This window comes from Nannocystis punicea, from assembly GCF_026965555.1.
Taxonomy (GTDB): domain Bacteria; phylum Myxococcota_A; class Polyangia; order Nannocystales; family Nannocystaceae; genus Nannocystis; species Nannocystis punicea.
On the sequence record NZ_CP114040.1, the window covers coordinates 1,339,442 to 1,361,029 of the forward strand.

The 21,588-nt window shown below is 72.1% G+C and carries 18 protein-coding genes; 13 read left to right on the forward strand and 5 right to left on the reverse strand.

Going from position 1 to position 21,588, the window contains the following annotated elements; genetic code table 11:
- Positions 1-438: 438 nt before the first annotated feature.
- Positions 439-2,097, reverse strand: a complete 1,659-nt coding sequence (locus O0S08_RS05175) for a leucine-rich repeat domain-containing protein (RefSeq protein ID WP_269037874.1) — start codon at positions 2,095-2,097, stop codon at positions 439-441.
- A gap of 370 nt (positions 2,098-2,467) precedes the next feature.
- Between O0S08_RS05175 and O0S08_RS05180 the strand changes: the two genes are divergently transcribed.
- Positions 2,468-2,995, forward strand: a complete 528-nt coding sequence (locus O0S08_RS05180; RefSeq protein ID WP_269037875.1) for a hypothetical protein — start codon at positions 2,468-2,470, stop codon at positions 2,993-2,995.
- A 204-nt stretch (positions 2,996-3,199) separates the two neighbouring features.
- Here O0S08_RS05180 and O0S08_RS05185 read toward each other — a convergent pair whose 3' ends face one another.
- From O0S08_RS05185 to O0S08_RS05195, 3 genes are read right to left on the reverse strand one after another with little or no spacing between them, the layout of a single operon-like run.
- Entirely contained in the window at positions 3,200-3,859 is a 660-nt protein-coding gene (locus O0S08_RS05185; RefSeq protein ID WP_269037876.1) for a CoA transferase subunit B, read from the reverse strand.
- A 46-nt stretch (positions 3,860-3,905) separates the two neighbouring features.
- A complete protein-coding gene (locus O0S08_RS05190) occupies positions 3,906-4,724 on the reverse strand; it encodes a hypothetical protein (protein WP_269037877.1) in 819 nt (272 codons plus the stop codon).
- Between the two features lie 26 nt (positions 4,725-4,750).
- On the reverse strand, positions 4,751-5,446 hold the full coding sequence (locus O0S08_RS05195) for a CoA transferase subunit A (RefSeq protein WP_269037878.1): 696 nt from the start codon (positions 5,444-5,446) through the stop codon (positions 4,751-4,753).
- A 206-nt stretch (positions 5,447-5,652) separates the two neighbouring features.
- Between O0S08_RS05195 and O0S08_RS05200 the strand changes: the two genes are divergently transcribed.
- From O0S08_RS05200 to O0S08_RS05210, 3 genes are all read left to right on the forward strand, one after another.
- Positions 5,653-6,579 (forward strand): hypothetical protein, encoded by a 927-nt coding sequence (locus O0S08_RS05200; RefSeq protein WP_269037879.1) that lies wholly within the window; start codon positions 5,653-5,655, stop codon positions 6,577-6,579.
- 565 nt (positions 6,580-7,144) lie between these two features.
- Positions 7,145-8,056: an isocitrate lyase/PEP mutase family protein gene (locus O0S08_RS05205; RefSeq protein WP_269037880.1), complete on the forward strand. Its 912-nt coding sequence runs from the start codon at positions 7,145-7,147 to the stop codon at positions 8,054-8,056.
- Positions 8,057-8,484: 428 nt separating this feature from the next.
- A complete protein-coding gene (locus O0S08_RS05210; RefSeq protein WP_269037882.1) occupies positions 8,485-10,527 on the forward strand; it encodes an ankyrin repeat domain-containing protein in 2,043 nt (680 codons plus the stop codon).
- An 82-nt stretch (positions 10,528-10,609) separates the two neighbouring features.
- On the opposite strand, the gene O0S08_RS05215 is transcribed toward O0S08_RS05210, so the two are convergent.
- Complete coding sequence (locus tag O0S08_RS05215) at positions 10,610-10,777, reverse strand: hypothetical protein (protein WP_269037883.1); 168 nt, start codon at positions 10,775-10,777, stop codon at positions 10,610-10,612.
- A 141-nt stretch (positions 10,778-10,918) separates the two neighbouring features.
- Between O0S08_RS05215 and O0S08_RS05220 the strand changes: the two genes are divergently transcribed.
- From O0S08_RS05220 to O0S08_RS51025, 9 genes are all read left to right on the forward strand, one after another.
- Complete coding sequence (locus tag O0S08_RS05220) at positions 10,919-11,464, forward strand: MAPEG family protein (RefSeq protein ID WP_269037884.1); 546 nt, start codon at positions 10,919-10,921, stop codon at positions 11,462-11,464.
- 113 nt (positions 11,465-11,577) lie between these two features.
- Positions 11,578-13,278, forward strand: a complete 1,701-nt coding sequence (locus O0S08_RS05225) for a hypothetical protein (RefSeq protein ID WP_269037885.1) — start codon at positions 11,578-11,580, stop codon at positions 13,276-13,278.
- A gap of 155 nt (positions 13,279-13,433) precedes the next feature.
- Positions 13,434-14,699 carry a hypothetical protein gene (locus tag O0S08_RS05230; RefSeq protein ID WP_269037886.1) on the forward strand — a complete coding sequence of 422 codons (1,266 nt, stop codon included), beginning with the start codon at positions 13,434-13,436 and terminating at the stop codon, positions 14,697-14,699.
- Between the two features lie 30 nt (positions 14,700-14,729).
- Entirely contained in the window at positions 14,730-15,305 is a 576-nt protein-coding gene (locus tag O0S08_RS05235; protein WP_269037887.1) for an RNA polymerase sigma factor, read from the forward strand.
- Complete coding sequence (locus tag O0S08_RS05240; RefSeq protein ID WP_269037888.1) at positions 15,292-16,092, forward strand: hypothetical protein; 801 nt, start codon at positions 15,292-15,294, stop codon at positions 16,090-16,092. Before O0S08_RS05235 ends, O0S08_RS05240 begins: the two co-directional genes overlap by 14 nt.
- Positions 16,093-16,117: 25 nt before the next feature.
- On the forward strand, positions 16,118-16,708 hold the full coding sequence (locus O0S08_RS05245; protein ID WP_269037889.1) for a hypothetical protein: 591 nt from the start codon (positions 16,118-16,120) through the stop codon (positions 16,706-16,708).
- 632 nt (positions 16,709-17,340) lie between these two features.
- Entirely contained in the window at positions 17,341-18,261 is a 921-nt protein-coding gene (locus O0S08_RS05250; protein ID WP_269037890.1) for a hypothetical protein, read from the forward strand.
- 199 nt (positions 18,262-18,460) lie between these two features.
- Positions 18,461-20,224, forward strand: coding sequence for a hypothetical protein (locus O0S08_RS05255; RefSeq protein WP_269037891.1), 1,764 nt, complete (start codon positions 18,461-18,463; stop codon positions 20,222-20,224).
- Between the two features lie 380 nt (positions 20,225-20,604).
- Entirely contained in the window at positions 20,605-21,561 is a 957-nt protein-coding gene (locus O0S08_RS51025; protein ID WP_276082587.1) for an STAS domain-containing protein, read from the forward strand.
- Positions 21,562-21,588 lie beyond the last annotated feature (27 nt).

Genomic DNA, 21,588 nt, shown 5'->3' on the forward strand with positions numbered 1-21,588 from the left:
CTCGTCGCGCTCGCGGCCCGGCGGGAGCTCGGTCAACCTTTGCTCGAGGGCCCGCCACAGCTCGGCCGGGGCGTCAGGTTCGCGCAGGTCGGGGTCGGCCGGCGGGAGCGCGCGACGAAGCGCTTCGACCGGGTCGGCCGGCAGGGCGGGCGTCGTCGGTTGGCTGTCCGAAGGGACAGGTTGTTTTGAAGGTGTCCCGAGAGACAGGTTGCTCGCGGACGGGGAGGCGCACGCGGCCACCAGCAGGACGGCGAGACACACGCGCACCGGGTGACGGTAGCAGAGGTCGCGGCGCGTGGGTTCGGCGGGGATAGGTCCACCGCGATCGCAGAGCCGGCGACCGGTGATTCCTCGCGCCTGCGGCGAGTCCACAGCGGCGCGAGGGCGCGCGATCTGCCGTTCGCTCGCGCCGTGGGGGCGCTCGCGGCGGTCGGACACTCACGGCATCGGCAGCCGGACGCAGCCGCCGAGCCCGCTGCACGCGTCGACCATGTTGTCGTAACAAAAGTCGTCCGGCGGCGATTGCAGCGAGGCGTAGAGCGCCTTGGCGACGCAGCTCGGCAGCTGCTGGTTGTCCGAGACGTCGTACCTCTCGTTCACCTCGACCAGAGCGCCGTCCTGCAGCGGCGCCAGAGTGGTCAGGAGCGGGTTGTCGGCGATCTGCAGGCTGCCCACGCCGGCCAGGTTCTCGAGCCCGGCCAGCGACGCGAGCGCCGGGTTGTCGGCGATGTACAGGGTGTCCAGGCTGGTCAATCCTTGCAGGTCCGGCAGCGCTTGCGCCTTCGTCTGGGCGAGCACCAGCGACGTCGTCGACTGCAGGCTCTGCAGCGGCGTCAGCGATGCGAGCTGCGGATTGTCGGTGATCTGCACGTAGTCCACGCTCGTCGCCTCGCCCAGGCCGGCGAGGGTCTCGAGCGCAGGGTTGTGGCTGATGGTCACGGAGTTCAGCGCGTCGCCGAGGCCGGCGAGCCCCTGTAGGTCGAGCAGCGCCTCGTTGGAGTTGATCTCGAGCTGGGAGTTGATGACGACCTCCTCGAGGCCGGTGAGGCTGACCAGCGCGGTGTTGCTGCTGACGTCGAGGAGGCCGACCTCGCCCTGCAGCGGCGGCAGCGACTCGATCGCGTTGCCGACGAGCATCAAGTTGCCCTCCACGGTCGTGCCGGCCAGGGGCGCCAGCGTCGTCAGCTCGGGGTTCTGGCGCACCTCCAGGTGGTAGAGCGTCGTCAGGCCCTCCAGGCCGGCCAGGCTGACCAGCTCTGGGTTGTACTCGATCTCGAGGCGACCGTTCGGTCGCACGATCGCGTGGAGGCCCGCGAGGTCGACGAGCTCCGAGTTGTGGGCCAGCCGCAGGCCCGCGAGCGAGGTGAGCGCCGCGAGCCCGGCGAGGTTCGTCAACCGGGTGTGCTCGAGCTCGAGGTCGCCGGAGAGGTCCGTCAGCGCGGTCAGGTCGAGCGAGGTGAGCGGCGCCGAGAGCTTCAGGTCGCCGCCCACGGTGGCGAGGGCGCCGAGGTCCAGCGACGCGAGCTTCGGCGCGTCGCGGATCTCGAGGTATGTGCCGACCGACACCAGCCCCGCGAGCGCGCTGGCGTCCTCCAGCTCGGGCGTCGATTCGAAGAGCAGATGACCGCCGATCGACTCGAGCTTCTCCAGGCCGTGCAGGCTGACGATCTCGTGAGTGCCGAGGATCTTGAAGTATCCGCCGATGGAGCGGATCTCGCTCAAGAACCACAGGTCAGGGCCGGTGCCGGGCGAGAGCCACACGTCGCCGAGGATGCAGTCGTGACCCTCCAGGCGCTCCGCGGTCAGCTCGGCGACCGAGGACACGATGCTGCTCTCGTAGCAGTTCATCGCCGGGCCGGCGGTCGTGGAGCTGCTCTCGCCGGGGTCGGTGGTCGTCGGCAGGGTCGTGCTCGCGTCGCTGCTCGTCGGCTCGCCCGTGGTCGAGGGCCCCCCCGTCCCGCCGCCGGTCGAGCTCTCCGACTCGGAGGCGCCGGTGCTGCTGCCGGTGCTCCCGGTGCCGGTGGCGCTGTCCTCGGCGACGGGGTCGCCGCAGGCGAAGAGCAAGACCGACACGGCGAGCAGGAGCGATCGATCCACCACCATGCGACCGTAGAGCACGACCTGCGCGGCTCGCAAGCGGCGGGCGAAAGGGAGCTCGCGGGGCCCGGAGCGGCCGGAACGCGGGCGCGGCGAGGCAGTCGACGGCGCGCCGGATGTCGGGCGATCCGTCAGCGATCGCCCGTGCGCTCGGGCTGCGTCCCGCGGGGCCCGAGCGCCCTCGGCCGAGCGAGGATGCTTGTAGAGACATGTCTCTCAAGACATGTTTTTCGATGCGCCGCGACGCACCGCACCGCGCCGCGCCGGATCGGGCCCGAGGCGCGGGAGCGCGCGCGGAATCGGGGCGGGGACGGCCTGGGACGCCGAAGATCGGCGAACGGAATGCCGGGGGCCCGGGCACACACTCGACATGCTCGACCGCCTGACTTGCCTCTTCCTCCTGGCGACCGCGCCGCTCGGCTGCGGGTCGAACGAACACTGCATCGGCGACTGTGAGCCGCAATCCAGCTCGTCCGCCACGGCGGGGCCGGCGACGACCTCCGGGGGAGGCACGTCGACGACCGCGGAGGAGGGGACGACGGCCGACGCGCCGACGACGGGCACCGCGAGTACGACGGCCGAGGCCACCACCACCGGCGGCCCGGGTCCAGCGACCTGCCGCGACGCCGTCGCCTGTGCGGCCCAGTGCGTCGTCGAGTCGGAGCCGCCCCCGCCGGGAGAGGAGGGCTGGCAGGCTTGCGTCCTGGCCGGCTGCGCCGAGGACCTGAGCAACGTCGAGTGGCTCAAGCTGTTCGACCTCACCGAATGCGTGCAGACCAAGTGCGCGACGGCCTGCATGGCAGGCGAGGAGCCCTGTCAGCAGTGCGTCATGCAGGGCCTGGGCGACATGCTCCCGCCGGGGGACGAGTGCGAGGCGCCGGCGGAGGCCTGCGACTGAGGCGCCGCCGGTGCGAGAGGCGAGACGTCCGGGCGCGGCGGGGCGCTGCCGGGTGGCCGTGCGCGGCGGCATGTTGCAAAGGACATGCTCCTTCGAGCATGTCCAGGATCGCGGGCTGAACAGGGCTAGCGCTTCGAGACATGCTGCGAAGGACATGCTCCTTCGAGCATGTCCAGGAGAGCATGTTCTTTCGGGCTACGCCGCTCAGTTCGCGGCGACGGTGGCGAGCTCGCCCTCGACGTGGACCTCGCAGCCGGTGCGGCTGCGGACCTCTTCCAGGGTGTGGCCCGGGGCGATTTCGGCGAGGACGAGGCCCCTGGGGCCGGTCTTGAAGTAGCCGAGGTCGGTGACGACCTCGTGGACGACGCCCTTGCCGGTGAGCGGGAGGGCGCAGGTCTTGACCAGCTTGGGCTCGCCGTCCTTGTTGTTGTGCTCCATGCAGACGATGACGCGGCGGGCGCCGGCGACCAGGTCCATGGCGCCGCCCATGCCCTTGACCTTCTTGCCGGGGATCATCCAGTTGGCGAGGTCGCCGCGCTCGCTGACCTCCATGGCGCCGAGGACACACAGGTCGATGTGGCCGCCGCGGATCATGGCGAAGCTGTCGTGGCTGCCGAAGAACGAGGCGCCGGGCTGGAAGGTGATGGTCTGCTTGCCGGCGTTGATGAGGTCGGGGTCGACCTCCTCCTCGCGCGGGAACGGGCCCATGCCGAGCAGGCCGTTCTCGCTGTGGAGCACGACGTCCATGCCGGCCGGGATGTAGTTGGCGACGAGGGTCGGCATGCCGATGCCGAGGTTGACGTAGTAGCCGTCGCGCAGCTCTCGGGCGACGCGCTGGACGATCTGCTCGCGGGACAGGGGCATGGCGTGGTTTCCGGGGTGAAGGGTAACAGCTCGAGGGGCGGGACGATCAGGCGGAGAAGTCGAGGAGCAGCGGCGGCGGGTCGCCGAGGTCGGCGAGCGCGACGCGCGGCAGGCGAGCGGCGAGGACCTCGTCGTCGCGGTCGGGGCGCGCGGCAGGGTCGCCGGCGCGCGGCGCCTCGGCGGCGACCACCCGCGGCGACGCGCCGCGCTCGAGCCTCACCCACGCGCGCGCGCCGGCGGCGGTCAGGACCAGCGGTCGCTGCAACCTGTCCGTGAGGACATGTGCGGAGGGCGCGTCGCTGGCCTGGCACAGGCGCAGGACCTCGGCGGCGAAGGCGACGGCGAGGCCGCAGTCGTAGCGGCACGGCTCGAAGGTGACGAGGCGCAGGTGCTGGCGCAGCAGCAGGTTGTTGAGGCGCCAGTCGGGTTTGGCGACCGAGGCGTCGTGGGCGGCGACGTAGTCCTCGTGGACGCTGTCGCGGTCGCCCGCGCGCAGCTTGCCCGGGCCGCGGAGGATCCGCGCGGTGAAGGCGTCGACGCAGCAGCGCGGGTAGCCGAGGCGGCGGCCGAGCTCGCCGGCGTAGTAGGCCTTGTCCTTCGGCGGCAGGTGGCTGGCCAGCAGCGGGCGCTCGGCGGCGCGGACGGCCGCGGCGTCGGCCGGGTCGCGGGCGACGTAGACCAGAGTGTGCTCGTGGCGGTGCACGCCGACCGGGCCGCGGGCGGTGACGACGGCGGCGCCCAGGGCCTGGAAGCGCCCGGCGATCGCGCTCGCCTCGAGCGCGGTCGCGGCGATCCGGATCGCCGGCTTGAGGCCCGCGGCGAGCGCGAGCCACTCGACGTCGATGCGCTGGTGGCCGCCGTGCATCTGTCTCTTCGGACCTGGCGAAAAGGTCAGGCGCTCCGGGTGGTCCGGAACTCGATCGGCTTGGCGTAGCGCTCGCCCTGGATGATGCGCTGGACGTAGATGCCGGGGGTGTGCACGTGGTCGGGGTCGAGCGCGCCGGCCGGCACGAGCTCCTCGACCTCGGCGATGGTCACCTTGGCGGCGGTGGCCATGGCCTGGTTGAAGTTGTTGGCGGTGCGGCGGAACACGAGGTTGCCGTGCGTGTCGCCCTTCCAGGCCTTGACGATGGCGAAGTCGGCCTTGAGCGGCGCCTCGAGCACGTACCAGCGGCCGTCGATCTCGCGCACCTCCTTGCCCTCGGCGATCGGGGTGCCGTAGCCGGTCGGCGTGTAGAAGCCGCCGATGCCGGCCCCGCCGGCGCGGATCCGTTCGGCCAGGGTGCCCTGCGGGACGAGCGTGACCTTGAGCTTGCCCGACAGGTACAACTTCTCGAAGGTCTTGTTCTCGCCGACGTACGAGGCAGTGATGCTGCGCACCTGCCCGGCCTCGAGCAGGATGCCGAGGCCGACGCCGTCGACGCCGCAGTTGTTGCTGACGAGGTCGATGTCGCGGATGCCCTTGCGATGGATCGCCTGGATCAAGTTCTCGGGGTTGCCGCACAGGCCGAAGCCGCCGCTCATGAGGGTGATGCCGTCACGCAGGTCGGCGACGGCCGCGTCGGCGCTGGGATAGGTCTTGTCCATGGCGCGGGGATTGTCGGGCGGTGTCGGGCGGGAGGCAAGCGCGCCGTCGCCGGCACATGTGAGCCGGCGCAGCGGGCTCCTCCGCACGCGCCGGCGCCGGGGCCCGAAAGCGCCGCAAAGCGCCCAGGACGGCGAAGCTGCGCGAGTCGCGGGCGGTTCGCTGCCGCCGCCTGGTGGGCCCGGGGGCCTGTGGTAGAGGAGTGGCCATGGCTTCCCATACAAGGTTCTCCGGCGCCCTCGCGGCGATCTTCCTGCTCTCGCTCCCGGCCTGCGGCGACTCGACGGCGACGACCACGGCCACCACGGTGGCGACCACCGAGTCGTCCGGCCCCAACACCGGGACCGAGACTTCGCCGCCCGACACCACCACCACGACCACCGCGACCACCGAGGCGGTGACGACCTCGGCCTCGACGGGCCCGACGTCGACGACGGCCACCACCGCGCCCGAGACGTCGACGGGGCCGGCGACCGAGACCACGGCGGCGTCGGCGACCACCAGCGAGACCAGCGGCGAGACGACCGCGGTCACCAGCGAGACCTCCGGCGAGACGACGACCGCCGGCGAGACCTCCGAGGGCACCACCGGCGAGCCGATGGGCGCCACCTGCCAGCAGGACAGCGACTGCCAGATCTACACCGACTGTTGCACCTGCGACGTGATCGCCGTCGGCGAGCAGCCGCCCGCGTGCGACGTCCCCGAGTGCTTCGTCGAGGTGTGCGGCACCTACGACCTCAGCCCGCAGCCGCCCGTGTGCCGGTTCGGCCGCTGCACCTTCGCCGACGTCACCTGCAACCCGACCGGCGTGACCTGCGACGAGCCGCCGCCGGACTGCGGCCCCGGAACCCTGCCGAGCGTCGCCGGCGAGTGCTGGACCGGCAAGTGCGCGCCCGTCGAGGCCTGCAACTGGGCGCCCGACTGCGAGGCCTGCACGACCGACCCCGACCCGCTGGTGTGCGTGCTCAAGGCCCAGAAGGGCGCCTACCACGTGTGCGAGCCGAAGCCGGTGGCCTGCGGCGACGCGCCCGAGATCGACTGCGAGTGCGGCCAGGAGATCTGCGACGCCCTGCCGCCCCACACCGAGTGCCACGACCAGACGCCCGGGATCGTCTGCGAGTGCCCGTTCTGCTGAGGTCGTTCCTCGGCCCGACCGACTTCACGCGAGCGGCGTCCTGTGGCTCCCCGAGAGCCCCCTGGAGACCGGGGGGCCATGCTTCGGCACCGACTGGCACGAGCCGGTCGCCACCGCAAGCGGCTCGACCCGGAGAGCGCTGGCTACTGCGCTCGCCCGTCCGTTCAGCGTCGACGACGACTCTCGTCGCGACGCGCGTCTCCGCGGGGACGCTCATCGCGATTCGTCGACCATTCTTGCGCCCAGGGGCCGAGCATGGCTTCTGCATGGCGACGAGCCGAAGTACTCGACGATCCCCGTCAGCTGCCCGCGCGGGGCCTTCGACTCCTCGCGCCAGAGACATGCCGCCGAGCATGAATGACATGGGCCACACGCGGGCGGAGCCCGTCCTTGACGGCTGGATATTCCTCTTTCATGGACCCTCATGGGCTGTCGGAGCGGACAGGAATTCGTGACCACGGTCGAGCGCTCGCCATGGTGCAGTCGAGGGCCATCACGGACGGCGCTCGCCTCGCGCGCCGGTCGCATGGCGTGGGGATGACGGGCTTGCGGAGGAGTCCTCGCCATGGCTGATCTGTTGCCGCGTTCGGGGACCCGTCGTCGGTCGCTGCGCGACCTGCTCCGCAACGGTAGGCCGGTGCTCGCGCCGGGCTGTCACGACGCGCTCTCGGCTCGGCTGGTGGCGCAGGTCGGGTTCGACGTCGTGTACATGGGCGGCTTCGCGACCACGGCATCGCTGCTGGGTCGGCCGGATGTCGGCCTGCTCGGCGGCTCGGAGATGATCGACAACGCCCGACGGATCGTTCAGACCGTCGAACTGCCCGTGATCGCCGACGCGGACACCGGTTACGGCAATCCGCTCAACGTGATCCGCACCGTATGCGAGTACGAGCGGGCCGGGGTGGCGGCGATTCACCTCGAGGATCAGGTGAGCCCGAAGCGGTGCGGGCACATGACGGGCAAGCGCGTCATCCCCACGGCGGAGATGCTGGCGAAGGTGCGTGCTGCGGTGGCCGCCCGCGACGATCCCGAGTTCGTCCTGATCGCGCGCACGGATGCCCTCGCGGTCGAGGGGGTCGAGGCGGCGATCGACCGCGCCTGCCGCTACGCGGACGCGGGCGCCGACGTGCTATGGGTCGAGGCGCCGACGACGGAGGCGGAGCTCGAGCGGATCGCCGTCCGGCTCGAAGGCCACACGGTGCTGCTGAACTGGCTCGAGCAGGGTCGCACGCCGCCGATCGGGATCGAGAGGATCCGCGAGCTCGGCTTCGCGCTGGTGCTGTTCCCGATCGGCTCGGTGTTGGCGATGGTCGCCGGACTACGCGAGTACCTGCAATGTTTGCGCGCCCACGGCACTCCCGTCGGCTGCCTCGAGCGGTTGCCGAGCTTCGAACAGTTCAACGCCGTCGTCGGCCTCGGCGAGGTCGAGGCGCTGGGGCAGCGCTTTCGATCCGGAGAACCTGTCGCCGAGGACTGACACGAAGGCCCTGCGCGACGCAGAGCACCGGCGCCAAATCGCCTCGCTTCCGGATGCCCTCGACCGTGAACGTCGACAAATCGACGCGGCCCTGCTCGACGCTCGCGGGTGAACAGCACGTCGCCCCCGGGGAGCCTCGCGTATACCCGCCAGGCGGGCCCTGGCGCAGCGACGGTGCGGCCGTCCGCGTGGAGCACACGGTGCCCCGCCAGCTCGTCCTCGTCTTCGAGGAACACATCGACGAGCAGCGCGCCGTCGGCGACAAAGCCGCTCGTGATCCAGTCCTCGCCGCGGCCCCGGACGAAGCTGGGACAGTGCGCACCGATTAATCAGTGCCGGTCGCACGTGCGAATGTCACGGCTGCCTGTGGTGGTCTCGGCGTGCACCGATCGCGCTTGACCGCGTGAAGCAGGACGATAGTCTGCGGCATGGCCCGCACCCCCAAGCCAGTCGATCCCACCAAGGCGCTGCGCAAGCTGCTCAAGCTCGTCCGCGACGGCGACGCCTCCGAGGAGGCCGGCGTCGTCGCCGAGCTCACGGCCGTCCTCGACGCCTCACCCGCCGCGATCACCACGCTCGACGGCCTGCGGTTCCTCCCGCACGCCGCCCAGATGCGCCGCCTCGACGTCGTCGAGCTGTTGCTGGCCCGCGGCGCCGATCCGCGGGTCAAGGCCAGCGACGACGGATATCCCTGCATCGCGGCGCTGATCGGCGCCCCCGACAGCGCGCGGGTGATCGCCCTGATCGAGCGCATGGTGGCCCGCGGCGCCGATCCCAACGAGCGCAGCGGTCGCACCAGCGCGCTCGAGCAGGCCGCCGACGTCGGCCTCGCGGAGACCGACGCGCTGCTGCGGCTCGGCGCCTCCGAGGCCGCCGCGCTCGCGGCCCTGCACATCGCCGTGCCGGCCGCCGTCCGCGACCCCGAGCGTGCGGCGATCGTCGAGCGTCTGCTCGCCCACCTCGCCAGCGTCGATGCCCCCGGCGAGGAGGGTCTCTCGGCGCTGCACATCGTCGCCGTGCACGGGACGCCGGAGCTGCTCGCGCCGGTGCTCGCTCGCAGCGGCGACCTCGGCCACGAGGTCACCGCCGCCAGCGAATTCAACGTCGGCGCCTGCTCGCCTCCCGGGGGCGGCCTGGTCCCGCAGGTCCGATTCGCGCCCGGCTGCACCGCCCGCGACCTCGTCGCCGCGGTCCTCGAGGTCCACGAGGCGGCGATCGCCTGGTACGGCGCGGCCGGGTACGAGGGTCCGCAGCGGCTCGAACGCCACGCGCAGCTCACGGCGGTGCTCGCCCTCCTGAGCGCCCGCGGGGTGCCCCACGGCGCCCCCGAGCGCGGCGAGCTGCCGCCCTTCGTCGCCGAGGTCGACGCGCTGCTCGCCCGTCTCGCCGCCCACGTCGGCGGCGACCCGGAGGCGCTGCGCCGCACCGCCGCGGCCGCGCCGATCGAGGACACCGGCCCGTGGAGCTACAGCAGCGTGATCCTCGAGCGCGCCCGTACGAGCTTGCTGCGCGGCGCCGTCGCGGCGCACACCGGCGACTCCTGGCTCGCGCATATCGTCGCCGGCGATCACCGCCGGTTCCTGGTCGCGCGCCACGAGCAGCACGGCTGGAAGCCGCCGCAGGCCGAAAATTATCCGGAGGCGGCTCGGCGGCCGCTCGCGAACGGCGTGGTGGTCGGCGGCCGCGGCGAGGCGCTGCTGCTCGTGTGGCGCCACGCCGAGGGCATCGGGCGGATCGGAGTCGCGGCGCCGGACAGCTTCGTCGCGCTCGGTGACGACATCCTCGACTTCCTGCGCCGCGAGCTGCGGACGCTCGGCGTCGCGGTCGACGACATCGCCACGGGCCCGGTGCAGGGCCCGGGCGCGGGATTCGGGCCGCAGGTGCTACGCGCCGATCGCGAGACGCCGCCCCGCCCCGAGCAGATCGATCGCATCGGCGGCCTGCCGCGCGGCATCCGCGAGTGGCCGGAGTTCGACGGCAAACCGATGCACCACGTGCTCACCCTCGACCTGCGCGAGCACCCCTATCACTGCCCGCCCGGTGTGCGCGCGCTGGCGCTGTTCGTCAGCTCGCCGATGGAGCACGAGGCCTACACCCCGTACAACGATCACACGCGAGTGCTGCTGCTGACCGACGCGGATCTCGAGCGCGGCGAGCACCCGCTGCCCGTGGCGCTGGCCGGCGTCGAGACCGTGGCGCCGGCCAGCGTGCGCCGCGAGAACGCCGCCGGCATGGGCGAGCGCGAGCTCTACAAGCACAGCTTTGTCGGCGGCGACCCGATCTGGCTGCAGGGCGACGAGGGCGACGGCGACGAGGGCGACGGCGACGACGAGGACGAGGACGACGACGGGGCCCGCCCGCCGCACTCCTTCGTCCTGCAATTCGACGAATCCTTCATCTCCGAGCTCAACCTCGGCGACATGGGGATCATGTACGTGTTTACGGACACCGCATGGTTCCAGTGCCATTAGACACGGGGACGCGGGCCCGCTGCGAGCGCTCGTTCTGTTGCGGCCGCCTCCGCCGCGGCCGAGGCTTCCGGGCCCCGGCCGCTCAGACGCCCTGGAAGTAGTGGAACTCGATCGTGTCGGCGAGCAGGCGCGGGACGAGGATCCGGGAGCTCGGGGCGGTCGTCGCCGCGTCGGTGGCAGTGTCGCCGCCGTCGTCGCCGCAGGCGGTGAGGGCGAGGGCGAGCGAGAGCCGTGCGGAAGTGAAGCGCATGACCCGAGCTTTTAGCACGCGCCCTCGATCGGCGGCCTCTTCGTGTGCGGCCGCGTGCCGTCGCGCGCGGGCGCGTGCGCGCGCCGAGACGTCTTGTTCGTCGTTGCAGGACGTCGCCGAAGCATGGCGTATCGTCGCGTCATGAACTCCGAGCTTCAGGCCAAGCGCGCCGCCACTATTCGACTGATTCCGATCGGGCTCGCCCTCGGGTTGGGCATGGTCGGTCTCCTGTACTCTCTTGTCCCGCCGCTGCGCGACGTCGACACGCTCGCCGACCGGATGGTCGTGGCGCTGCGCTGCGCCGGGGTGGCGGCGCTGACCCTGTTCGCGGGGATCCAGGCGGTCGCCGGCCAGCGCGGCAAGTCCGAGGCGATCGACCCCCTCGCGGGCGCAGGCCGGGAGCCGCGGGTCATGCAGATCCACGCCCGCTACACCCAGAACACGCTCGAGCAGCTCGTGCTGTTCGTGATCGTCCTCGGGGCGCTGAGCACGTACCTCGACGCGGGCTCGATGCACCTGCTGCCCATCCTGACCGCGGTGTTCATCCTCGGCCGGGTCGTGTTCTGGGTCGGCTACCTGCGCGACCCGCTGCTCCGGTCCCCCGGGATGGCGATCGCGTTCATGATCAACGGAGTGTCCCTGGTCTACATCGTCTACCGCACGCTGCGCTCGCTCGTCGGCGTGTGATCCGTTCGCACGGGGGCCGGGCTCCGCGGGGCGGTGAGCTCCGCGATGCGATGCATCGCCCGGCGCGAGGTCCTGGCCTCCGCGCGTCGGTATGGCCTACAATCCTCGCTGTCATGTCTCTTCGCGATCGGTTCTACACCCCGGCCGACGTCGTCGCCGATCTGCAATGGGTCCGCGGGCGCCTCCTCGATCCCGCGGCGCCCGACGACGAGCGCTCGCACGGGCGCGTGACCAGCGACGAGCTGTTTCACCGCTGGTCCGGCAGCGGGCGCAGGCCGGCCCGCGGCGGCATCTTCTGCCAGCGGATCTTCGGCCCGGTGAACGAGTTCTGCTGCGCGTGCGGTCGCGTGTGCGGGGCGGAGCACGCGGGCGTGACGTGCGAGCGTTGCGGCGTCCTCTGCACCGCCGCCGACGCGCGCCAGCGTCGACACGGCCACCTCGAGGTGGCCGGCGTGCTGCACCCGGCGCTCGCGCCCGTGGTCGCGCAGGCGCTGCGGCTCGCGCCCGAGCAGGTCCTCGCGGTCGCTCGCTGTCAGGCCTGGCTCGATGGCGACGTCTGGCACGCGCTCGCGGACACCGACACTTGCGAGGATCCCGAGACGACCGGTCTCGTCGCGCTCGTGGCGGCGCTCGAGCGGGTCGGCGCCGATCCGGCGCTGGTCGAGCTGGCGATCACCCGCGCCGTCCCGGTGCCGCCTCCGGGGCTGCGGCCGTTCGCCGGCGATCTCGGCCCGGCGATGGTCGACCCGTGGATCGGTCCGCTCAACGAGGCCTGGCGCACCTTCCTGCTCGCCGCCAACCAGCAGCTCCGGCTGCTCGAGATCGGAGTGCCGCCCATCATCGACATGCACGCGCAGCGCAGGGTGCAGGAGCGCTTCGAGGCGCTGGTGCGGTGGACCGCGTCGCCGCCTGCGAGCGTGCGCCCGTGGCCCGAGCCCGCACCGCTGGTGGCGCCGGTGCGCCTCATGGGCCCGCCCGGTCGCCTCCCCGACGAGGTCGGCTCGGAGGTCGTGGGTCTGCTGTTCGTCGACGAGGAGCGGCTGTTCGTCCAGCGACCTCAGGCCTCCTGGCTCGTCAACCTCGCGGGCGAAGTGCTCGCGCGCTTCCCCACGTGCGGGCGGATCGCCACCAGCGTGCACGGCTCGCGCCTGCGCATGCCGCAGTGGATCCGTCACGAATGGGACTGGTTCGGCCAGGACGAGTACTGGGACGCGAAGTCGGGCCGCGCGAGCGTCGCTGTGCTCGAGCTGCAGACGGGCGAGTACCTCGACACCTATCCCGCCGATCTGCCGCTGCGTTCGCTCGAGCACGATCAGCCGGAAGAGCTGGTGCCCGTCAGCGTCGACGGTGACGCGCTCTCGGGCCCCTTGCGCTGGGGCGGCGATCGGCCGGGGACGCTGGCCACCACGCGAGACGGGCGCTTCGCGTGGGTCGGCGAACAGGACGCCACCGCGGTCCTCGATCTCGACACCGGCCTGCCGCTGCTCGACCCGGTCATGGAATCACGCGTCGACGAGGAGGACCCGGTGGTGCGCCTCTCGCCGGATGCTCCGGACGTCCGCGACGAGGCCGACGCCGGTGAGGCCGCGACGGCGCTCGGCCTCACCCCGCAGCAGCGATTCCGCTTCCTCCACGGCACCGGCGTGGTCAGCGACGGCGAGCGCTTGTGGTTCCGCGTCGACGCGATGATCCTCGCCGCGGCCTTCAGCCCCGCCGCCGATCGCCTCGCCATCGCCACCGACGAGGAGATCGTCGTCATCGCGGTGAGCGACCGGCCCGCGATCGTCGGTCGCTTCGCCGCGCCGCAGGCGTGACGCACGCGCCGGGATGCTCGCGCGCGTAGATTCGCGAGCCGTGGAATTCGTCGCGCAGGACCCGACTTCTCTCGGGGTGCAGGCGCTCGAAAGCCGCCGAGTGAAGGGCGCTCGCGGGCGTTGCGGCTGCGAGAGCCGTGCGCCATCCTCCGCCGGTGTCACGCCCCCTGTCCTGTGCGGTCGCGGTGCTGGTGCTCGCCGGGTCCGCTGCGACCGCGCGGGCCGCCGGCGAGCGCGTCGCGCTGCGCTGGGACGGGCCCGAGAGCTGTCCCGCGGACAGCTTCAGCGCATCGGTCGAGCGCTACCTGGGCCCGCGCGCCGGCGACGGGCCGCCGCTGTCCGTGCGGGTGCGGGTCCGCGAGCACGGGCCCGGGCGCTGGTCGCTCGACCTGGACGCCGCCACCTCGGCGACCACCGGCACCCGTCACCTCGAGGCAGACAGCTGCGAGACCGTGCTCGACGCGGCCGCCTTCGTCGTCGCCCAGGCGATCGCCGCCGCCAGCGGGGATGAACCGGCGGCGGGGCCCGGCGAACCGCCGCCCGCGGCCGCCCCGGAGCGCGACTCCGCGCTCGTGCCCGAGCCCGGCAGCGCGGAACCGCTCCAGCCCTCGCCGAGCCGCAGCGGGTCGACTGCGCCGTCCAGGTCGCCCGTGGGCGCCACCGCGCCGCCCGGGTCGCCCGCGGGCGCCACCGCGCCGTCCGGGTCGCCCGCGGGCGCCACCGCGCCGCCCGGGTCGCTCGTGGGCGCTCCCGCGGCGCCCGGGCCGTCCGAGGCCGCCGGCGCGTCGGGCAGTCCGCAGGCGGTCGAGGGCCCCGAGGCGGCTCCGGCCGGCGTCGCACCGGTCGCGCGCCGGCCACCACGCCTGCGCGCGGCGATCCGCCTGACGGAGGGCATCAGCGGCGTCGCCCTCCCGGCCGTGAGCAACGAGCTCGGCCTCGGCGTCGCCCTGCTCGGCGCGCGCTGGCGCGCCGAGGTCGTGGCCCACGGCCGCCTGCCCGCGCGGGTGCGCGCCCCGGACCAGCCCTCGATCGGCGCCGACCTCTCTCTCTGGGCCGTGGGTGTCCGCGGCTGCGCGGTCCCGCGCGTCTCCCGTCCGGCTCCGTCGCTGCGGACCTTCGAGTTCCCGCTGTGCGCCGGCGCCGAGGTCGGGCAGGTCCTCGCCCGGAGCGTCGGCCTGGCCGTGCCCGGGCGCGTCGGCCTGGTGTGGGCGGCGATCACCGCCGCGCCGGGCGTGCAGTGGGTGCCCCGCCCGTGGCTCGCAGTGGGCTTGCAGGTCGAGCTGGCGGCGCCGCTGCTCCGCCACGAGTTCGTGATCCGCGGCCTCCCGCCGCTGCACCGCCTCGGCCCGGTCGACGTCCGCGGCCTGCTCGGGGTCGAGTTCCGCCTCGGGGGCGCTCCCGCGCGTCCGCGTGGGCCGTGACGGATCGGGACCTCGGTGGGAAATCCGAACATGCCGCCGCCTCCCGAGTCCGCCGCCGGCCCTGAAGGGGCGCGCGAGGGCGCGCGGGCCCGGCTCGGGGCGCTGTACCAGGCGCACGCCGACTTCGTGGTCCGCATCAGCCGCCAGCTGGGAGCCCCGGCGGCGCAGCTCGAGGATGTCGTCCACGACGTGTTCCTCGTGGTGCACCGGCGCATCGACGAGTACGACGCGAGCCGCGGCTCGCCGCGGGCGTGGCTGTACGGGATCGCCCGCAACGTGGTGCTGCACCGCCTCCGCGGCCAGGCCCGCGCCGAGCGGCGGCTCCGCCTGCTGCCGGACCCGGAGCCGCGGCCAGGTCCGGACGAGCGCCTGGCCCGGAACCACGCCGCCTCGCTCGTGCAGCGCTTCCTCGACGAGCTCGACGAGGACCGGCGTATGGTCTTCGCTCTGATCGAGATCGAAGGCATGAGCGCGCCGGAGGTCGCCGAGGCGCTCGGCGTCAAGCTCAACACCGTCTATTCGCGGCTGCGTCTGGCCCGTCAACAATTCAAGGCGACCGTCGACCGCCTGCAACGCGGGCGAGGAGGACCCCATGGAGGAGCTTGACCGGAGCGCTCACGAGTTGCTGCGCGAGTACCGTGTCGAGGCCGGCCTCGACGCTCCGGCGCGGACGCGGGTGTGGCGGCGCCTCGAGGGCTCGATCGAGACCTGCCCGATCGAGCAGGCCCCGCCGGCACGCCGCCCGCGCGGGCAGATGGCGGCCGCGGTCGTCATCGTCTCGCTGGCCGCGGCGATCTTGCTGCTCGTGTGCGACCGACGGGGACTGCTCGCGTCGGGGCGAGGCGACGACGCCGAGGCGGCCGCCTACGCGGCGTCGGGCGCGGGCGAAACACGCGAGCTCGAGCGATCGAGCCGGCCGAAAGTGGAAGCGGCCGAGCCGACCTCGCCGGAGCTCGAGGCCGCCACCGCCGCGTCCGTCGCCCCGGAGGCGAACGACGCCCCGGCCCGACCCCGCGGCCCGCGCGTCGGCCCGCGCGTCCGCGGCGGCGTGATCGAGTCACAGGTCGACAAGGACATGTCGAATGAGACAGGTTCCTCGGGACAGTCGAGCCTCGCCGCCGAGCTGGAGCTGCTCCGCCGCGCGCGGGCGGCCCTCGACGGCGGCGACGCGGCCGGCGCCCTGCAGGACCTGGCCGGCCACGAGCGCGCCTTCGCGGCCGGGCAGATGCTGCAGGACCGCCTGCTGCTGCGCATGGAGGCCCTGTGCGCGCTCGGCAAGGGGCGCCAGGCGCGGGCCGAGGCGGCGGTGTTCCTGCGCGCGTACCCCGGGTCGACGCATATTGCGCGGGTGCAGACGATCTGCCCGGAGTCGTCGAATGTCGTGACGGATTGAGGGGAGCGCGGGAAACCAGCGCACCATGCTTGATCTACTCCGACTTCGTCCCCTCGCCCTCGTGCCTTGCCTGCTGCTCCTCCCCGCCTGCCCCGGCAAGGAGGGCCTGCTGACCGACTTCGACCCCTCGACCACGGGCGAAACCCCCGAGACCTCGACCGGCGGCGCGTCGAGCACCAGCAACAGCGCGAGCACCGGAGGAGGCGTCACCACCTTCGACCCCTCGACCGAGACCGCGAGCCCAGGCGAGACCGAAGGGACCGCGGGCACCGACACCACCTTCGACCCCGAGGATCCCCCGCCGCAGACAGTCACGTCCTTCACCGGCGGCGAGGAGACCACCGGCCCGGAGTTTCCCGCCAACCTGTGCGCCGATCTCGGCTGCGGCCCGGACCAACTCTGCGTCAACCCGGGCCCGTGGTGCGACTACCGGCTGGACCCGCCGGACTTCGTCGACGTGCCGCCGTACTGCGCCGATTTCCCGGCCCACTGCGAGATGGGGATGGGCCTGGACTTCGATCTCTGCCTCGGAGAGGAGTTCTGCACCCTCGGCGAGCTCCCAATTTATGCGGACGAACACCACGTGTATTGCGGGGGCGCCGCCGATTGTATCTGACGCCGCCTTCACGACGCACGGGCCTTCCTCGCAGGAGGCTCGCGTGCGGCCCGCTCGGGTTCGCCGTGACCGGGCGTGTCGCACGGCACAATGAGCAGGGCGCAGGCGAGACGTATGTGAGGACCACGCCGTTCGCCGCACGTCGGTGATCGGCGCGCTCCCGACGCGTCGAAACCGACCGCGACGTCGACCGGGCCGTCGCGATTCTCGTCCTGCCCCGGCTGCGGACTGCGTCGCAGCGCGGCCATTGTCCTCGCAGCGCGAGCGGCCCGATTCGCCGCGAAAATTTCCGGGACAGCGGACGCCGAGGTCGACGTCCGCCATAATCCATCGTTTCGGCAGCGGCCGTCCCATCGTGACGAGTGCCGCGACTCCGACAGGCGAGAACACCGCACTTTCGGCGCCGGGCCCACGGGGCGATCGAGCATTCATTCCTGTGTCTGCTCGCACATGTGCTCGGCCGGCCTCGCGCTGCGGGCGATCCGCTGGTGCGTGGGCGGACCGCGAGCGAGGGCGCCCTGCGTCGCGGGTGCGCACGGGACCCACCTCGCGCCATGCTGGGGGCGCCGCGTCGGCCCGGCGCGGTCCAGGGCTCAGCACCGCCCTGTACTCCGTCCATTCGAGGTGAAGTCATGTTCGCCCTGCCCCTCGCCCAATGTCTCGGGCTCGGCGCCGCGGTCGCGCTCGTCGCTGCGCCGCTGCCCGCGACCGCATCGCCACAATCCGCCCCCTCGGACCCGACGCACGCGACCGGAGCGGCCGCACCCGCCAAGCCGTCGAAGGCGAAAAAACAGCACCAGGACAGGAAGCCGCCGCCGAAGCTCGAGCAGCAGGAGGCCGCGGCGCTCGCCGAAGCCGCCCGCGAGCGGGTCGACATCACCGCGCGCGCGGCCGAGATCGCGGGCAAGCACGGCCTGCAGGCGAGCGCTCGCTGGCTGACGGTGCAGGCGCAGGCGACCCGCGATCCGATGGTCTACATGATGGCCGCCGAGACGTCGCTCGAAGCGGCGGCGAGCGACGAACAGCTCGCGGGTGTCCTCGAATTGATCGAGGACGCGATGCTCCTCGCCGAGGCCCCACCGGTGGTCCGGATCGCGGCGGGACAGGTCTCGCAGGTGCGCTCCGAGTGCGAGGCGATCCGGACCGCCGTGGCGGAGCGGCGCGCGGACAGGGCGCGCCGCGAGGCGCAGCGCAAGCGGACCAGGCGCGGCACGCAGCGAATGTTCGTGGGCGGGGCGATGCTGTCGCTCGGGGTCGCGGGCCTCGGCCTGATCGCCGGCGGCGCCACCCAGCTCGGCAGGTACCACGAGACCCTCGGCGCAATCGAAGGGATGGAGCACCTCTACGACACGTCGGCCTGGGATTCTTATTACGATCAGGGCTCGCGCATGATCCTCGCGGGGACGCTCCTCACCGTCGTAAGTCTCGCGGCCGGCGTGCCGCTGCTGGTCTTCGGCGCCCGCGATCGGCGAGAGGGCCGCAGGACCGGCGAACGCATGACGTTCACGGTGCGGCCCGGTCTGGGCAGCCTCGGCTTCGTCGCCCGCTTCTGAGCCGACGTCGCGTCGCGTCGCCCGTAGGCCGCGACGCCGCGGATTGCTCGCATCGAAACCGTCGATCTTCGTTGGACCTCGATCCCTTCAGGAGCGAACTATGCGCTGTTTCATCCCACCACCGAGCCCGTATACCCTCCTATCATTCACTGTTGCGATCCTCGCCGCCGCCGGCTGCCCGCCTCCCGACGACTTGCCGATGACCTCGGCCACCGAGAGCGGCACCACGGGCGATCCTGTCACCCCCGCGAATGACGCGCCGACGACGGGCGGACCGCCGGAGGCCGTCGCCTGCGAGTCCCGGCGCAATCAGACCCAGGAGATCTTGCAGGCGCACTGCGGCGGCTGCCACGGCGATCAGGGCAAGGGCGACTTCAGCAACGTCACCGATCTGGAGGCGCTGATCGCCACCGGCAAGATCACGCCCAAGGCTCCCGCCGACTCCTATCTTTATCAGCGGATCGTCAAGGGCGAGATGCCCCCCGCGCCGAATGCTCCGGTGCCCGCGGACGAGCAGGCCGTCCTCGAGGCGTGGATCGGCGAATGTAGCACCCCGATCGGTCAGGAGAGCGGCGATCCACAGAGGCCGCCAGAGTGCGCCCCGGAGGCGCCCGTGACGACGGGCGAGTGGCTCAACGCCATCCAGGCGGACCTGCTCACCCTCGACCCCAACGACTGGAAGTTCCAGCGCTACGTCTCCTTCATCGAGCTCTACAACTTCGGCTACTGCCCGGGCCAACTGACGACGTATCACCACGCGCTGACCAAGGTGCTCAACAGCCTGTCGGACCAGACCGAGCTCGGCTTCCCGGTCGCGGTCGCGGGCAGCCACGACGCCATCTTCCGCGTCGACCTGCGCGACTACGGCTGGAACGCAGACCTCTGGGACAGGATCGCCTGTGCCAACCCCTATTCGATCGATTACGGGGTCAACGAGGCCTACCCCGTCGCCGCGGCGATCCAGGACGCCTTGAAGAACGAGAAGGGCACGGAGGTGGCCCTGTTCGTCCAGCCGGGGCGGCCGTTCATCAACATCGTCACGCGCCCGCCGCTTTACCACGACATCCTCGAGATCCCGGAGACCCTCGCCCAGCTCGCCCTGATCAAGAGCGGCATCGTCGACCTGGCCGGCAACGCGCTCGCCGAGCAGAACAACGAGATCGAGGACATCGTCCACCGCGCCGGCTTCTACGTCTCCGGGGTGTCGGACTCGAACCGGATGATCGAGCGCCAGAGAGTGCCCGGCGAGAAGGCCGGGTACTTCTGGCACAGCTTCGACTTCGGCGACAACGACGGCCCACGCGACATCTTCGCGCACCCGCTCGACTTCCAGGCCGACGGCGGCGAGGTGATCTTCTCGCTGCCGAACGGGTTCCAGGGCTACATGATCGTCGATGGCCTCGGACAGCGGATCGAGGCGGCGCCGACCGCCGTGGTGAAGGACCCCGACAACCAGGAAGTGGCGTACGCGGTGGTCAACGGGATCTCCTGCATCGGTTGCCATTCCTCGGGGATCATCGTCAAGGCCGACGAGATCCGCGCCCACGTCGAGAGCAACATGGAGGATTACACGCCGCAGTCGATCATCGTCGGGGTGCAGAACCTGCACCCGGAGGAGAACGTGATCGAGATCCAGCAGAAGGACTCGAACCGATTCATGGGAGCGCTCGAGGCGGCCGCGGTGCCGCACGTGATCGAGGCCGGCAACGGCCAGCTGATCGAGCCGATCCGCATCGCCGACTTCGCGTTCCTCCGCGTCAATCTGACCAAGGAGCTCGCCGCGGCCGAGATCGGCACCTCGCCGGAGAAGCTGCTGTCGATCGAGCAGACCGTGCCCGACATCGCCCTGCTGTACGGCAGCGGGACGCTCACGCGCGAGGACTTCGTCGACGTCTTCGCCCCGTCGGTCGAGGCGCTCCAGATCGGCGACGCCCAGCCGCTCGCGGCCTGCACGCCCGGCTGAGCCGGTTCGAGACGGCGACGCGCGCGCCGACTTCGCCCGCCGGCGTGCGAGCCACCGCTCGTCGGAGAGATGTGGGCGAACGCGTATTCGCGGGTCGCCGATCATTGGTCGCACCGAGCCACCGGCGCGAATCCGCGGCGCCGGGATCGGAGGCGGCCGGGTCGGCGCCACGCGGCCCTCCGGGCGCAGGCGGTGACCAGGTCCCCGTGACGACGGGATATCCGCTCGTACTCCGTATATTAGGACCTCCTGGCGATATTCCCGCACACGCGATTCGGCGGGGCGAGCGCTGTGCGGTCGTGGCGCCGATTGGCGAGAGCTGCCTTTGCGGAGATTCCTGGGACCGCGAGGAACGTTGATTATCGGCCCCGCGAGGTCTCTTGTCGGAACAAGGCGAGCTATCACTGTCCCTGGCGCGCGCGGAGGAGGAGCTCCTGCAACTCCGCCAGCGACTGGCCCAGGTCGAGGGCGAGGCCCGACGCTATCGGGCGCTGGTCGACTCGAGCGCCGTGAGCATCCAGGTCTACCGCCCGGACGGCAGCTCCGCCGAGGTCAACGGCGCCTATGAGCAGCTGTGGCGGGTGACGGCCGCGCAGGTGGCCGAATACAACGTCCTCCAGGACCCGCAGATCCGCGCGTTCGGGATCATGCCGCTCGTCGAGCGCGTGTTCCACGAGGGAGTCTCGTCGCAGATGCCGTCGGTCCGCTACGACCCGTGCGTCAACGAGCTCGTCAGCGCCGGCCAGGCGGCCTGGGTGGCGTCGGCGATGTCGCCGGTCCTGAGCGCGGAGGGGACGGTCGAGGAGGTCCTGCAGATCCACCTGCACGTCGGCGAGCTCAAGCAGAGCGAGGAGGAGCTGCGCGAGCAGAACCGCCGGCTCGAGGAGGCCGTCCAGGCGCGCACCGCCGAGCTGGAGGCCAAGCTGCAGCTCATCGAATCGCAGCAGGAGGTGATCCGCGAGCTCTCGACGCCGATCATCGAGGTGTGGGACGGGGTCATCACGCTGCCGATCGTCGGCCTGATCGACAGCGTCCGCACGGCGGAGATCATGGACAGCCTGCTGCAAGCGGTCGCCCGCACGCGCGCCCGCTTCGCCATCCTCGACCTCACCGGCGTCGAGGTCGTCGACACCGGCACCGCGAGCCACTTGATCGGCATGATCCAGGCGATCCGCCTGCTCGGCGCCGAAGGCATCCTGACCGGCATCCACCCCGTGATCGCCCAGACCGTCGTGGCGCTCGGCGTCGACCTCACGCGCGTGACGGTACACGCCAAACTGCGCGACGCGCTGCAGTACTGCCTCACCAGGCTCGCCGAGCGGCGCGCCTGGAGGTAGGTCGGGCTGTTCGAGCGGGCAGGCGCG

Excerpts from the sequence above, each read along its gene's own strand:
- O0S08_RS05205 (WP_269037880.1), top strand. The coding sequence starts at position 7,145 with ATGGCTGATCTGTTGCCGCGTTCGGGGACCCGTCGTCGGTCGCTGCGC.
- O0S08_RS05185 (WP_269037876.1), bottom strand. The coding sequence starts at position 3,859 with ATGCCCCTGTCCCGCGAGCAGATCGTCCAGCGCGTCGCCCGAGAGCTG.
- O0S08_RS05210 (WP_269037882.1), top strand. The coding sequence starts at position 8,485 with ATGGCCCGCACCCCCAAGCCAGTCGATCCCACCAAGGCGCTGCGCAAG.
- O0S08_RS05235 (WP_269037887.1), top strand. The coding sequence starts at position 14,730 with ATGCCGCCGCCTCCCGAGTCCGCCGCCGGCCCTGAAGGGGCGCGCGAG.
- O0S08_RS05200 (WP_269037879.1), top strand. The coding sequence starts at position 5,653 with ATGGCTTCCCATACAAGGTTCTCCGGCGCCCTCGCGGCGATCTTCCTG.
- O0S08_RS05180 (WP_269037875.1), top strand. The coding sequence starts at position 2,468 with ATGCTCGACCGCCTGACTTGCCTCTTCCTCCTGGCGACCGCGCCGCTC.
- O0S08_RS05220 (WP_269037884.1), top strand. The coding sequence starts at position 10,919 with ATGAACTCCGAGCTTCAGGCCAAGCGCGCCGCCACTATTCGACTGATT.
- O0S08_RS05190 (WP_269037877.1), bottom strand. The coding sequence starts at position 4,724 with ATGCACGGCGGCCACCAGCGCATCGACGTCGAGTGGCTCGCGCTCGCC.
- O0S08_RS05255 (WP_269037891.1), top strand. The coding sequence starts at position 18,461 with ATGACCTCGGCCACCGAGAGCGGCACCACGGGCGATCCTGTCACCCCC.
- O0S08_RS05240 (WP_269037888.1), top strand. The coding sequence starts at position 15,292 with ATGGAGGAGCTTGACCGGAGCGCTCACGAGTTGCTGCGCGAGTACCGT.
- O0S08_RS05245 (WP_269037889.1), top strand. The coding sequence starts at position 16,118 with ATGCTTGATCTACTCCGACTTCGTCCCCTCGCCCTCGTGCCTTGCCTG.
- O0S08_RS05195 (WP_269037878.1), bottom strand. The coding sequence starts at position 5,446 with ATGGACAAGACCTATCCCAGCGCCGACGCGGCCGTCGCCGACCTGCGT.
- O0S08_RS05215 (WP_269037883.1), bottom strand. The coding sequence starts at position 10,777 with ATGCGCTTCACTTCCGCACGGCTCTCGCTCGCCCTCGCCCTCACCGCC.
- O0S08_RS05225 (WP_269037885.1), top strand. The coding sequence starts at position 11,578 with ATGTCTCTTCGCGATCGGTTCTACACCCCGGCCGACGTCGTCGCCGAT.
- O0S08_RS05250 (WP_269037890.1), top strand. The coding sequence starts at position 17,341 with ATGTTCGCCCTGCCCCTCGCCCAATGTCTCGGGCTCGGCGCCGCGGTC.